The sequence below is a fragment of the Vibrio sp. CB1-14 genome, assembly GCF_040412085.2.
GTDB lineage: Bacteria > Pseudomonadota > Gammaproteobacteria > Enterobacterales > Vibrionaceae > Vibrio > Vibrio chaetopteri.
Map to the genome: position 1 here is coordinate 488,432 of NZ_CP115921.1, position 13,234 is coordinate 501,665.

Here is a 13,234-nt window from a genome sequence, read left to right on the forward strand (position 1 = left end):
TCGATACTAGATACGGATATAGCCCGATGTCTCTAGACCATCGCCCTCATGAATGATTTTGCCGTCGATGTTGATATGCTCAGGACATTCAAGTGCTTTACCCCACTTGAGTTCAAGTGGTTGTTCAGTACTGCCTTTATAGAGACAAGTTTTCACCTTTGTACTGACATAGTCGCGTATTACGACTTCTTTCTCGCCGACATAAGCCCCGTAAGTCAAATCCTCACTGCTCGCTGAAGAGAAAGAAGACATTGAAATCAAGCACACTGCCAGTACACATTGAGTTAACTTTTTCATCGTAACCGCCTCACCTTTAAATCTGTAGTGAATAGCCGAATACTCCATCACCCCGCCTGTTGCTGACAACTATATCGAAAGACAGTTTACCGATGAAAACAGACAGCATCAGGTTAACTGATACATTTCAGTAACTCGTTGATTCTTGATTAACCACGAAGACATAAATCACCTAACTATAGGAAAATCATATAGGTCACAATGAATGTCACTCAATCAACTTAATAACTCTCGTATAAATAATCCTACTAGCGATACACTCAGAAACGAAAAAGGTTGGCTCAATGCCAACCTTTTCTGATTTTTTCGCAGTCAATTATTCGTAATCAGACGCGTATGTTTCTTCATACGTGTGCGAGTAAAGTTCAAACAGGTTGCCAAACGGGTCTTCTAGGTAAACCATTTTCGCCGGCTTACTGTCATCTTCCGGGTGGTAACGCATGATATCCATACGTACTTTACCGCCAAACTCTTCAGTGCGAGCAATTGCACCTGCAAAATCGTCTGTTTGTAGACAGAAGTGGAAGATACCTAGGCGAGAGAAGTCCACTTCATGGCGTTCTTGACGCTCTTTCATTTCGAATAGTTCTACGCCGATGCCATCAGTCGTCACTAGATGCGCGATATTGAAGCCTTTAAAACCCTCACCGAATACTGCAATACACATTCTGCCAATCGCAGTTTCACGCTCTTCGATGACTTTTGTGTTGTTCATAACGATTTTTAGACCAAGCGCCTTAGTGTAAAACTCTACTGCTTTGTCCATGTTACCAACCATGATGCCTACGTGATTCATTTTCATATTCAGTTACCCTTAATTCGTATTGTTTGTGTCAGACCTTGTGTCGATGGGGAGAGTATATGGAAATCATTGAATTAAGTTAAATTATCATAAATTAATTTATTGATAATTTTTTGTTATAATTTCAGCTGGCACGCATCACCTTACAATTACGCCACTCAATTGAAATATTGATGTGATAAGGTGCCGCATCGATTTTCAAATAGAGCACTTACATGCTTTCTATTCCCCCTTACCTTGCACTTTCAATAGCCATTGGCCTTGAAGTTTTCGCTACTTCTTGGCTTCCTAAAACTGAGCAGTTTACCGCACTTGTTCCTACGCTCGCCGTGTTGATTGGTTACGGTTTGGCGTTTTACTTACTCGCGGTCGCAGTGCAAACCTTATCACTTGGTGTCGCCTACGCTATTTGGTGTGGAGCAGGTATTGTCTTGGTCGCCGGCTTTTCTTGGTTGGTTTACGGGCAAAAACTTGATCTCTACGCGATAGTAGGGATTGGCTTTATCCTAGTGGGCACGTTGATCATTAACATCTTCTCTTCCTCGGTAAGTCACTAACTCCTCTATTAATACGAAGGCTGGTTATTGTTAAGCAGCCCTTTCGCTAATCAAATCATGCCTTACTGAAACTTAAATCGAGCAATGATCTTACAATCACTGACCGCTTGCATGCTCTCGACATGTTTTGCCACTTGCGGATTTGGGTGTCGTTTTAAGAAGCTTACCAAGGCCGATTTGCAGCAACCAAGTGAAGAGATAAATCGGTCACAATTCACTTGATGACATTGAGGAATCAAGGTCATGATCTCTTCAGACGCCAACTGCAGATACTTGAGCTCGTAATCACTGTCACCTTGAGCACGCCAGAAGTCTGCAAGATTGTGACAAGACATGACTTTGATCGCTAGCAGATCTTCGAATTCATCCGAATCACTGATCGTCACGTCCATCTGTTTGGACTCAGAAAGCGCCGCTTGATAATGCGTCACGGCCGTCATTAGTTCACCTTGCTGATTCGCCTCATCGGCCAATAAGATGTGCTGCTCCCACTTTTCTGTATCCACAACATCATCTCCATCGTAATCAAAACCCATTAAATGATATTGATTATCATTTAATTTTCAACCCCATTATTCTTATGGTTTGCTGATTGATCAGTAAAACTAAAAAAAACAGCAGACCTTGCTATCGATAACAATTATCATTTTCAAACGTTATAATATAACAAAAGGATCGTATAATGAAGCCAAATATCCACCCTGATTACAGAAAAGTCGTTTTTCACGACACCACTGTAGACGAATATTTTATCGTAGGTTCTACGTTACAAACCGACCGTACGATTGAATGGAAAGATGGCAAAACCTACCCGTACATGACTATTGAGGTTTCATCAGAATCTCATCCGTTCTACACGGGCAAGCAGCGTGTTATTAGCAAAGAAGGTCGCGTAGCCAACTTTAACCGTCGATTTGGTGGCATTAAAACTAAGTCAGAAAGGCAGGTATCATGAAAGTTCTTAGTTCAATAAAAAGTGCAAAAAACGTCATCCTGACTGCCAAGTCGTCAAGCGACGTGGCCGAATTTACGTTATTTGCAAATCGAACCCAAGATTTAAAGCGGTTCAAGGTAAGGCCGGTAAAAAACGTTAAAACGTGATACATGTAAAGAGTTTGTTAATACCACCTTGAGCAGTGCATCCGAATGAGATTAGACTTGAGTGGTAGATTCATGCAAGGAGGCACAATGGACGATTTACAGTTTTACTTGGTTAACGATTACTGCCCGCGTTGCAACTCAGTGACACCGCACGACGCATTCGAAGTAGACAATAAGCAGCACAAGGACGAAGCTCAAGTAGAGCAAGTGTGTGAAAAGTGCCAAGGTCTCGAACTTTAGTCCAAAATTTGATTCAAATAGAAAAACCGCCCTATCAAGGGCGGTTTTTCTATAGTTTCTACATCAATACTAAGATGACATGTGCCTATAATTGATGTTGCGCTTATCAAGGTATTCTAACTGAGCAGCGACTCTTGGCAAAAAACGTTGCCAAGACTTGTTCTCGCTGGCGGTCCATGCCACTTCCGCGACAGCGAACAACCTTGGATACAGCAAATACTCCAATTTGGCTCTATCTTTAACGAACTCCGTCCACACCAATGCTTGGGTACCAATGACTTGCTCACTGTTTTCAATACTGCCAGGTTCAAAATCGTAAGCCGTTTTAAGATCAATGGCGCCAGCCCAAAGCACCCCTGTCTCATTAATGTCCTTGTTCCATGCCATATCGAGATAGGTAGCCTGAGCAGGACACATAATGACTGGATATCCCGCTTGCGCTGCTTTTTGCCCTTCAGCTCCGTTTGACCATGCACAAACAGTTGCATTTTTGGTGATCTTATTGCCATGACTGGCTTCTTCCCACACGGAAATATTTCGGCCTTTCTGGGCTAGATATTGCTCTAAGTGAGAAATCAAATGCCCCTCTAGCAAGCGTACATCGTCCAGTCCCATTGCCTGCGCCTTGGCAATACACGCGGGAGATTTCTCCCATACGTGTTTCGGTACTTCATCGCCACCCAAGTGTATGACTTGGGATGGAAATAACTCGCATACTTCATCCAATATGGTTTCCAGCACTTGATAGGTGCCGGGCAATCCTGGATTGAGCACATTATCTTGGTATTGCTGAATGGAGACATACTCAGACTTGTCGTCAGCTTCGCGCAGCAAATTGGGTAACGCCATAATAAGAGCACGGGCATGACCTGGAATATCAATTTCAGGAATCACCGTGATTTCTCGTGCTTTTGCGTACTCAACAACCTCTTTGATCTGCTGCTTAGTAAAAAAGCCGCCGTATCGCTTTGATCCGGAGCCAAATTGAGAAGGCTGCAACTCTCCTTCGCCTCGCCAAGCACCCAGTTCCGTGAGTTCAGGGAAAGCGTCGATTTCTATGCGCCATGCTTCGTCGTCGGTGAGATGCCAATGGAACGTATTGAGCTTAAGCCACGCCATTTGGTCGATAACTGACTTCACAGTGTCGATGCCATGAAAGGAGCGCGCACAATCTAAAAACTGCCCACGGTGATGGTATTGCGGCGCGTCGATAATGGTAGCCGAGGTGACCACACCTTGACCTGTAACCAACAGCTGCGCCAACGTTACCGCGCCATAAAAGAACCCTGCCGATGTCGCCGCTTTGATCTGTATAGACTCACCGCCAATCGTCAACTCATAGCCTTCAGGTTTGATGTGCTCTGCACTTACCTTCAATAACGACAGCGTCGCATCACCTTCTGTTTTGACAAAGGTAACCTCAGGAAACTGATTTGAAAGCCAGTCGATGGCGTTGCTGGTTTCTGTCAGCTCTGCCTTGAAGGTCAACTGACTGGCTAATCGAAATTCACCCTCAGTAGCCTCAATAGACTGCGGCTGAGGAATAACACCAGAGCTTGCTGCGGGAAGCGTCAACACACGAAGATCTAAGTCTTCTGGCTGGCTCATCTTATGTGTCCCCATGTTAACATCGACTATTGTTTCTCCAAGTCGTAAATAGGGATGATTTGGGCGCTCAGAAAGATTAAACAAACCACAAGTTTGACTTTCGATGGTGGTCTGCCAGCGCTCACCTTTTCCTATCGCAGTATTCACCGGAGGTGCCATCTCAATGTGCGACCCAACCTGCGAGGTAACGTGTCCATTGAACACGGTTTGCTTGTCGATAAAGCGAGGCATATCAAAGCAAAGCACAAAATCTTTAAGTTCCGTGTCTGTGCTATTTTCTAGCACGATATTGAGCTTGAGCGAGCCATCTGCGCTGTTAAGCACATCAAAGTGTAATCTAGGTTTACTCACGACAAATCCTTCTTACTATATACGCGAACTAGCGTTGATTGCGGGGAGTGTAACTACCTAGCATATCAATTGCTCAAAACCCTGTGATGATACGCGCGCAGCAGAAATCCAAGAATGCGGCGCGCCTTAGATTATTGACTTGAAGAACCAGATAGCTATTGCCTATCTGTATGCTTTGACGTAAAGGCCCACTCACTCGTTGAGTCGATGGTTAATATGTAGAGCCCAAGGTCACATCCTATATCAGCTTGGTAATATCAACCTCATCAATTTGCTCATCTAGCATGTACTCTTCAGCGAATCTTAAATACACACCCGACGTTAAAAATAGCTCAAACAGCGATTTGTCCAAATGGTTGTCCTTTACCATATAGCTCATGATTTGCAGCGATTCCGACAATGACTTCGCTTTTTTATAAGGACGATCGGCACTGGTAAGCGCTTCAAACACGTCGGCAATAGCCATGACTCTCGCCGCCAACGGCATTTCATCCCCTTTTAGCCCCATTGGATAACCGGTTCCATCCATTTTTTCATGGTGACCACCTGCAATATTGGCAACATTTTGCATGTGCGCAGGGAACGGCAATGACTCAAGGATCTGAATCGTTTGGATAATGTGATCATTAATAATGAAGCGCTCTTCTTCCGTTAACGTTCCCCTCAGTGTGGCGAGGTTATATCTCTCTCCTTGGTTTGCTTTGTATTCTGTTGGTTTCATTGTAAAACGAGGATCATTGGATAGAGGGGAATCCCACGGGATTAAATGCTCTGGCCTATCCGATAGTAGCGTTTCTTGTTCTGGCAATCGCTCTTCTACTTGGTGGCGCTGCTTTTCAAGCCAAGAAATGCCCAACTGCTTACTGAGTGTTCTTGTCCAAGGCGTTGCGGCGATTTGGTCTAATCTCGCTAGTTCTTTATCACTAACAAACTCACCACCAAGGTTCAGCGACGCGATGAATTCGAAGTCATCATCCAACTGCCTGTGGATCTCCTCCAGCGCACACTTTGCCTTTTGGTTAAGATCTCCTCCACTCGATTTAAGCAACTCAATCTCTCGATCGCGTTTAATGACCTCAAAGCGCGTTCTGATTTCATGGATGCGATCGTAAATGGTCTCAAGTTTGGTCGACTTATCGACGACATGCTCGGGCGTGGTGATTTTGCCACAGTCATGCAACCAACCTGCCATCTTGAGCTCTTGCCACTCTTTTTCACTCAGATGAAAGTCCTTAAAAGGCGGCAAGGAAGAGTCGTGTGCGGCTTGGGTTAACCACTCAGTCAAGATCGGCACACGCTGGCAGTGGTTTCCTGTATAAGGGGAATTTTTATCTAGAGAGCCAGCAAAAACTTTGATGAAGGAGTTTAACAGTGCCCGCTGCGACTCAAGCATTTGCTGGGTTTCGATAGCGACAGACACATACCCAAGTAAGGTTCTCAGATAGTCGGCATGCTGACGATACGTTTCATCCGCCCTGCCCTGTTCAAAGATCAAACCCAGCGAAGCAATCACCATTCCTTCCCTATTTTGAAGCGGTATGTATATCACCTCACAGCGATCATTAATGGGTTGGTTTACTCTCAAATGGGTAAGATCATTAAAAGAGAATGCCTGAGTCTTTTTAAGGTTAAAGATGTGTTCAATAAATCGAGTCACATCCTTTACCGAAATAGACTCTGCTTGAATATCCTCGGCTTGCTTAAACCGAGCGACATGGGGAATAAGTTGATCACCTTTGGTGTTCAGCAGATACAGCAATACCCCATCGGCTGAAACAGACGCAGCAGTATTACTGCAGACCAGTTCAAGCATAGTGTCTAGGTTTTGCTGGCGGGCAATGCCATCTGTCAGAGTAATAAAACGAGAGATGGTGCTCTGTGTCGACACTTGAGCATGATTAAGCTCCTGTATCTCTTTAATGTAACTATGTGGCAGTGGCGCATTGCCAAACTGGAAGTTTTCAATCGCTTTCGCTTTCTTCGTTGCTCTTGCTATGGGCTTAGAGATCAGCCTTGAAACTAAGTAGATACATGGCAACAAAATTAGAAATACCAGTACAGACGCATAAAACGTTTGTCGCTTAATCAACTCCCCTTCATCGAATATCGACGAGGCTTTGGTCGCCATCAGCAGATGAATGTGCTCACTGTCGAGCGGCTGAATCGTCACGATTCTACCAAACCAGTTTTCTCCTTGATAGGAGAAACGGCCTAATGTTTCGCCGCCTTTTTTACGCTCAATGGCATGAGGAACGATGTCTATATTGAGTTCAGAGATATGCAAGACTCGACTATCTTGCTGGTTGTTCTCACCACTTGAAAACGCATAAACCGCACCATCATCGTTGTATAACACTCTAATAGACGTGTCATTGGCTAGGGTATCTCGCAGGGTATCTCCCAAGTCTTCAAGCAATACATCCACCGACACTCGCATTCCAAACGTATTGATTCGAGAAATAACGATTCCCATGCTGGTTGAGTGTGCAAGTTTAGTCGGCTTTGAAATGCGGTTAGTATTCGGCGAGATGTCCGTTGTTTCTTGAGAATTAGTATAAAAATGAACACTATCCAACTCAATTCGTTCAACGAGGTTAATGTTGTTGTCGAACGTGTAAGCTTCGCCCACTCCACGAATTTTGTGTGTAATAAGGTATTGAGAATCAGGGTGGGTAACTGGAATATCAGGGGAGAGCGCGTCGTTTATCCTTTTGACAATGATGCTATCGCCATCTTCAAACTCAAATGCGTAAGTTTGAACATGTTCAAACTGTGATAGTAAGTGCACGACTTCTGGCAGGACTCTTAACCTGTCAGAACCTGTCGATGTATTTAACCCGTGGCTGTTCGAGAAACTACCCAGCGCTGCGAATGCCGTACCATAGTGGCTGTTTAGCTGGTGTTTAGTTTGCTCGGCAATCCGCTCAAAGATTTTACCATTGGCCTTATAGATTACCTCTGACATCGCTTGATTGGTTAGCACGATTTGACTGCCAGCCGCGAGGACGACGACAAATATAATAATAGTGACGATATGAACATGAATTGGAAACGACCAGTTGGAGATTTTCATTTCATTCCCTGTCTATTGGCATCTCTTGTATAAAAATAGGTCTTTTCCCGAGGTACCGACAAAGAATCTTCACGATGAGGCTTCAATCGACGCTTTTGTTCCCCCCAAATCTCATATCTACAATGTGCTTTCAGTAAAACTCTCTTTTTCCTCGGTTACTATTTGAAAGTTGGCAATTTCTGTCCGAATCTTAATTCATATGGATCATAAGCGGGTTGCGTATGGAGACGACACTTTCGGCTGGAGTATCGGGTATAAGAAAAGTTCTAGTACCATCAATATTGATCAACATTCTTTCCCTTGCCATGCCCTTAACGGTTCTGCAAATCTATGACCGTATTATTCCCAATCAAAGCTATGGAACGGCAACGCTGCTTCTATTAGGGGCAACATTGGCGGTACTGCTTGATGCTTTATTGCGTTACGTTCGTAGCTGGATCTTGGCAGCAGAGTCCGCCAACATGGAAAAAGCGCGCTATGCCTCTGCGGTTCGTGTTCTTGCCAGTGCTCCCACGGCAGAAATCAAACAGTTAAAAGTTGGCGGCGTGCAAAATGGCTTAGAATCCATTTCAAAAATCAAAGATATCTACTCCGGCGGGCTGTTATCTGGGCTCATTGATATTCCTTTCGCACTACTGTTCCTGTTCTTAATTTACTATGTAGGCGGAGCGCTGGTTCTGGTGCCCGTTATCGTGTGGGCGGTAACGTTTTCTATTGTGTGGCTGTCTGGTAAACGTGCAAAACGTCGCAGCCAAAAGCACGCTGAACTCGACGACTTAAGAGCGGGATTCTTAGTCAAGCTCTCTCGTAATCTGCTCGGCATCAAACGTCAGGCAAGCGAATACCGAACCTTCTCTACATTCAAAAAGCTAAATCAAAAATATCGTCTCATTACGGCAGACGACGAGAGAAAAAACGCGTTTGCTCAAGAATGTATTTACTTAGCATCACTTGGCACGTCAGTGGTTCTAGTGATCGCTGGTGCATCACATGTCTTGTCCGGGGAATTAACGACCGGTGGTTTAGCCGCCTGTTCAATACTGGCAGGTAGAGCCGTTGCCCCGCTTACCGCACTGACCAATCTCAATATTCGCTACGCTAACATGCAAACATCGATTCAGAGCGTTCGAGAGCTACTCACCCTCTCGGCTCAAAAAGAGAGCCTACCTGATAACCTTGAGTCTTTCCGCCAAGTTGCCTATCGCGATATCGAGTTTGACCGCTACGGAAAAATTTATTCCATCAGCCACGAGCTTGCCAGTGGTCGCATCGTCCTTATTGAACACCGCAATAACGAAGTGTCTGGACAAGCGCTGGCAGCGATGGCCGGGGTCAATACCCTCGCTGGCGGGGAGGTGTTTATTAACGACATAACGGTGGACCCACATTCAATGGCATCGATAACCTCTTATGTCAGTGCCCGCGGCTCTATTTTGCAAGGCTCCATCTTGGATAACTTGTGCGGTTTCAACCCTGAGCTTTCTGAGAAAGCCTTGTCATACAGTAAACAGCTAGGTTTGTACGACGTGTTAACTCAACTGCCTGATGGACTTGAAACCAAGCTGGCACAATTGCCAACAATTCCACTAAGTCACAGTAGTATACGTTTGATTAATCTCTGTTTCCAATTGGCAAAGCCGACTCCGCTGCTATTTATCGACAAACCAGAAATCGATCTCGACATCGACACTTGGCCTAAGTTAGCGGCTGTTCTAGAAAATGAAGCCAGCACAGGACGCACCATCGCTTTGGTCACTCATAACACGGCTTTTAAGCAATTAAAGACCGACCTCATCAATATCTCTGAGGCCAAAATGGGCGAGCGAGGTGAGTCAAATGAATAACTTCGAAACCGCCGCACTTAAATCACTCAGGCTTTTAGACGTGAACAGCAACATTGATGTGTTTGCGAATCAGTGGGTAGAGGAAAATGGCTTAGCGGATCTGCAAGACTACTTGAGCATGCTCGATCGCCTCAACGTACCCTATCGGATCATCAGCCAAGATATGGCGTTAACTCAATACGATTACAAAGTGTCTGTGCACGTTTCCGATTCCGGGTTAACGGCCTACAAGCGAAATGACGCGGTAGAGCAAAACCCAACCCGCAATGCTTATATCGTTCTTTTAGAAGACACTCCCCCAGATAAACCGGATCCTAACTGGCTCAGCAGCCGCCTCGACGCATTTCGACACATCATCCCCAAAGTCGCACTCGCAAGCTTGGTGGCGAATTTGTTTGCGCTGGCCATCCCTTTCATCACCATGTCCATTTACGACCATGTTATTGGTGGCGATGCGCCTCATGAGTTGAGTGGTATCGCCATTGGCGCCACGCTTTTATTTGCTCTGCTTTGGCTGCTCCGAGTGATACGAAGTCAAACATTAACGACAGTGGCAAATCGCGTCAGTCGCGAGATATCAGATGCGCTGGTCAAAAAGCTGCTCACAGAGAGCTATCAAGTCACTAAAAACACCGCACAACAAACCCAAGTCAATCAGCTTAATTTCTCACAGCGGATTGCAGGTGTGCTATCAGGGCCACTCGGCAACACACTTTTTGATATACCCTTTGTTTTGGTGTTTTTAGTGGCGATTGCTGCACTAGGTGGTTGGTTGGTTGTGGTGCCAATCGTCGCTTTGTGTTTGTACTATCTGGTGGCGAAGCGCTCAATCAAACATTCCGCAGTGAGAGCTAATCAGTCCACTATCGCTGGAGCTAACCGTCAAACTTTGATCGCTGAGCTATCAGGGCAACTCGGGTTTATGCGCAGTAGTCAAATGATAGTTGGGTGGCTCTCCAAATTTGATAAAGCTAATCACCTCGCTTCAACCAACAGCTTTAAACAGTCTTTGCACCAAGCCAAATACACCTCCATTTATTATGCGATTGGCATTTTGTCGACCATCTCCGTGATTGGTCTGGGAATTGAGCTCATCTTTACCAACGTCATGTCCGCCGGTGGCTTGATCGCGACCATGATGTTGATTTCAAGAATTACCGGGCCAGCACAAACACTGGCCAACAACGCCTTTCGTCTCCAGCAACTCAAACAAACCGAGCTGCAGATTAATCGCAAACTGGCCATGAATACAGAGGAAAGCTACCGCTACCATCACCACACGCTTGACCAGTCGCCACCGCAAATAGAGCTCGATCAAGTAACGCTACGCTATGCAAAACAAGCGAAACCGGCACTGAGTGGGGTCTCTGCCGTCATTGAACCGGGAGAGATTGTCGCCATCACTGGTCCATCAAATAGCGGTAAGACCAGCCTCATCGACACCATCGCCAGTTTTCAGTCGGTACAAAATGGTGTGGTCAACATTAACGGCATAAACCTCAACCAATACGCTCCGCATCTCTATCGACATTGGCTGTTCTACAAAGCGGCTCATCCACAGATTTTGCTCACCAGCATCAGAGACTGGTTTTCTGACAATCAAGACATAGAAGATCAACAAATCATCTCCGCCATCGAACGAGCCGGAGGGAAAGAGTGGTTGGCTTCATTAGAGAATGGGCTCGATAGCAACTTAGCCGATCTATGGCCAGCCAGCATGTACGACTTATTATCACGGTTTGAAGCTCGAATGCTCATTACCGCAAAAGCACTGGCTACCCATTATCCGCTTTACCTTCTCGACAACCCGCTTCAGGACTCGGCGCCAAACTCCGTTGAACTATTTAGCGACTTTTTAAATGAAAAGCGCGGCCGTTCGACAATCCTCTTCAGCACACAAGACGCCGAGTTGATTAAGCTCGCCGATAAGGTGCTGGTGCTGAATCAAGGAGCCGTGGCCTATTTCGGCGCTTTGGATAATCAAGATTCACAGCAGGAGTCACAACCTATGGAGATCGTTGCTAATGAGTAAGGAATATTACGCTGAGGCGATAGAATCAAAGCAAACTCGTCGACTCTTATCCGTTATTACGTCGGCGATTGCACTGTCTGTGATCGCCTTCATTTCCTGGTCTGCCTTCACCAAGGTCGATGAAATTGCTAAGGCGCAAGGCACCGTCATCCCTGAAGGTGAAAGGCAGATCATACAAAGTGATATTGGCGGAAAATTGAAAACGATTTCGGTGTCAGAAGGGGATCTCGTCGAGCAAGGACAAGTACTGGTTGAGTTTGATGCTACTTTCCAAACAACGGCGCTAGAAGAGCTCAGAGCTCAACAAGCGTCACTCAACTTAACCATTGAGCGCCTTAGCTCACTGATTGATGAAAGAGAACCCAACTTCTCAGACTATGAACAAGAATTCCCAGAGTTGGTCGCTCAGCAAAAAGCGCAGAGAAGCGCGCAGGTCGCTCTCTACTATCAAAAGCGTATCGTTTTAGAAAAAGAAGCCGAGCAAATCGCTGAACAGCTGCGAAGTACTGATAACGCTCTGCCTGCCTATGAGCGCGAGCTTCAAGCCTCACAACAAGAACTGACCATACTCCAAAGAGGACAAAAAAGCGGCAACATCTCACGCTTGCGAGTTCTAGAGATGCAACAAAAAGTGGCGTCAATTGAGCAGCAAATAGAAGAGACTCGAGGTAAGAAAGCGCTGCTGTTAAAACAAGCCGACTCCAATGATGAAAAAATCTCCCAGCTTTTAGCAGAGGCAAAAGTAGAAGTAGCTGATCAGCGCTCCAAAGCCGCATCTGAGCTTTCAGCTTTAGAAGCCAGAGTTCGCTCAGGAGAAGCGAAACTGTCGAATACGGTGTTGACCTCTCCTGTACAAGGGCTAGTTCAAAGCATTCCTAGCACTAAAGCGGGGGCAGTTATTCAACCAGGAGGCACGGTGGTAGAAATCGTTCCTATTGGTGGCAAAGCCGACTTCAAAGCCAAGCTATCACCACGTGACATTGGTTTTGTAGATGAAGGTCAACCTGCCCGAGTCAAAGTCGATGCTTTTGATTACAGTCGATTTGGAGCACTGCGCGGCGTGGTCGAGTCCATCTCCCCAACAACCACCAAGGATGAGAAAGGCAATATCTTCTACGAAGTCACGGTCTCTGTGGAAAAACCCTACTTTAGAGATGACCCAGAGCGCTTTGCGATATTGCCGGGTATGACAGGAGAAGTCGACATCACCACTGGCGAGAAGACTGTATTCCAATATCTTTGGAAACCGATCTATACCAATGTAAGCCGAGCCTTTGGGGAACGCTAATTTTCCTAAACACTAATAGTAGTAATATTCGCTAATCAAAC

Annotated in this window: 11 protein-coding genes and 1 pseudogene; 7 read left to right on the plus strand and 5 right to left on the minus strand. The window is 45.6% G+C overall.

The genetic code is table 11. The annotated features are described in order from the left end of the window. Positions 1-6 precede the first annotated feature (6 nt). Positions 7-297, minus strand: coding sequence for a hypothetical protein (locus PG915_RS18350; RefSeq protein WP_353499852.1), 291 nt, complete (start codon positions 295-297; stop codon positions 7-9). Between the two features lie 316 nt (positions 298-613). Then, the gene (locus PG915_RS18355; protein ID WP_353499853.1) at positions 614-1,099 is read right to left on the minus strand and encodes a VOC family protein; all 486 of its coding nucleotides are present in this window, start codon (positions 1,097-1,099) and stop codon (positions 614-616) included. Between the two features lie 215 nt (positions 1,100-1,314). Here PG915_RS18355 and PG915_RS18360 point away from each other — a divergent pair, with 215 nt between their 5' ends. Next, a complete protein-coding gene (locus tag PG915_RS18360; protein WP_353499854.1) occupies positions 1,315-1,656 on the plus strand; it encodes a DMT family transporter in 342 nt (113 codons plus the stop codon). Positions 1,657-1,718: 62 nt separating this feature from the next. Here PG915_RS18360 and PG915_RS18365 read toward each other — a convergent pair whose 3' ends face one another. Beyond that, on the minus strand, positions 1,719-2,162 hold the full coding sequence (locus tag PG915_RS18365) for a DUF2753 family protein (protein ID WP_353499855.1): 444 nt from the start codon (positions 2,160-2,162) through the stop codon (positions 1,719-1,721). 176 nt (positions 2,163-2,338) lie between these two features. Between PG915_RS18365 and PG915_RS18370 the strand changes: the two genes are divergently transcribed. The 3 genes and pseudogenes from PG915_RS18370 to PG915_RS18380 all read left to right on the plus strand — a co-directional run bounded on the left by PG915_RS18370 (position 2,339) and on the right by PG915_RS18380 (position 2,997). Then, positions 2,339-2,611, plus strand: coding sequence for a type B 50S ribosomal protein L31 (locus PG915_RS18370; RefSeq protein WP_353499856.1), 273 nt, complete (start codon positions 2,339-2,341; stop codon positions 2,609-2,611). Beyond that, positions 2,608-2,750: pseudogene (gene ykgO, locus PG915_RS18375) on the plus strand (type B 50S ribosomal protein L36). Before PG915_RS18370 ends, ykgO begins: the two are co-directional and overlap by 4 nt. A 94-nt stretch (positions 2,751-2,844) precedes the next feature. Next, positions 2,845-2,997 carry a hypothetical protein gene (locus PG915_RS18380; protein ID WP_353499857.1) on the plus strand — a complete coding sequence of 51 codons (153 nt, stop codon included), beginning with the start codon at positions 2,845-2,847 and terminating at the stop codon, positions 2,995-2,997. Between the two features lie 69 nt (positions 2,998-3,066). On the opposite strand, the gene PG915_RS18385 is transcribed toward PG915_RS18380, so the two are convergent. Next, complete coding sequence (locus tag PG915_RS18385) at positions 3,067-4,956, minus strand: beta-N-acetylhexosaminidase (RefSeq protein WP_353499858.1); 1,890 nt, start codon at positions 4,954-4,956, stop codon at positions 3,067-3,069. A gap of 238 nt (positions 4,957-5,194) precedes the next feature. Beyond that, complete coding sequence (locus tag PG915_RS18390) at positions 5,195-8,029, minus strand: HD domain-containing phosphohydrolase (protein ID WP_353499859.1); 2,835 nt, start codon at positions 8,027-8,029, stop codon at positions 5,195-5,197. Positions 8,030-8,250: 221 nt separating this feature from the next. Between PG915_RS18390 and PG915_RS18395 the strand changes: the two genes are divergently transcribed. Genes PG915_RS18395 through PG915_RS18405 form a run of 3 tightly spaced genes read left to right on the plus strand, consistent with a single transcriptional unit; the run spans position 8,251 to position 13,193 of the window. Further along, positions 8,251-9,873: an ABC transporter transmembrane domain-containing protein gene (locus tag PG915_RS18395; RefSeq protein WP_353499860.1), complete on the plus strand. Its 1,623-nt coding sequence runs from the start codon at positions 8,251-8,253 to the stop codon at positions 9,871-9,873. Then, positions 9,866-11,905 carry an ABC transporter transmembrane domain-containing protein gene (locus PG915_RS18400; RefSeq protein WP_353499861.1) on the plus strand — a complete coding sequence of 680 codons (2,040 nt, stop codon included), beginning with the start codon at positions 9,866-9,868 and terminating at the stop codon, positions 11,903-11,905. Before PG915_RS18395 ends, PG915_RS18400 begins: the two co-directional genes overlap by 8 nt. Continuing rightward, positions 11,898-13,193: an HlyD family type I secretion periplasmic adaptor subunit gene (locus tag PG915_RS18405; RefSeq protein ID WP_353499862.1), complete on the plus strand. Its 1,296-nt coding sequence runs from the start codon at positions 11,898-11,900 to the stop codon at positions 13,191-13,193. The genes PG915_RS18400 and PG915_RS18405 overlap by 8 nt, the downstream gene beginning before the upstream one ends. Positions 13,194-13,234 lie beyond the last annotated feature (41 nt).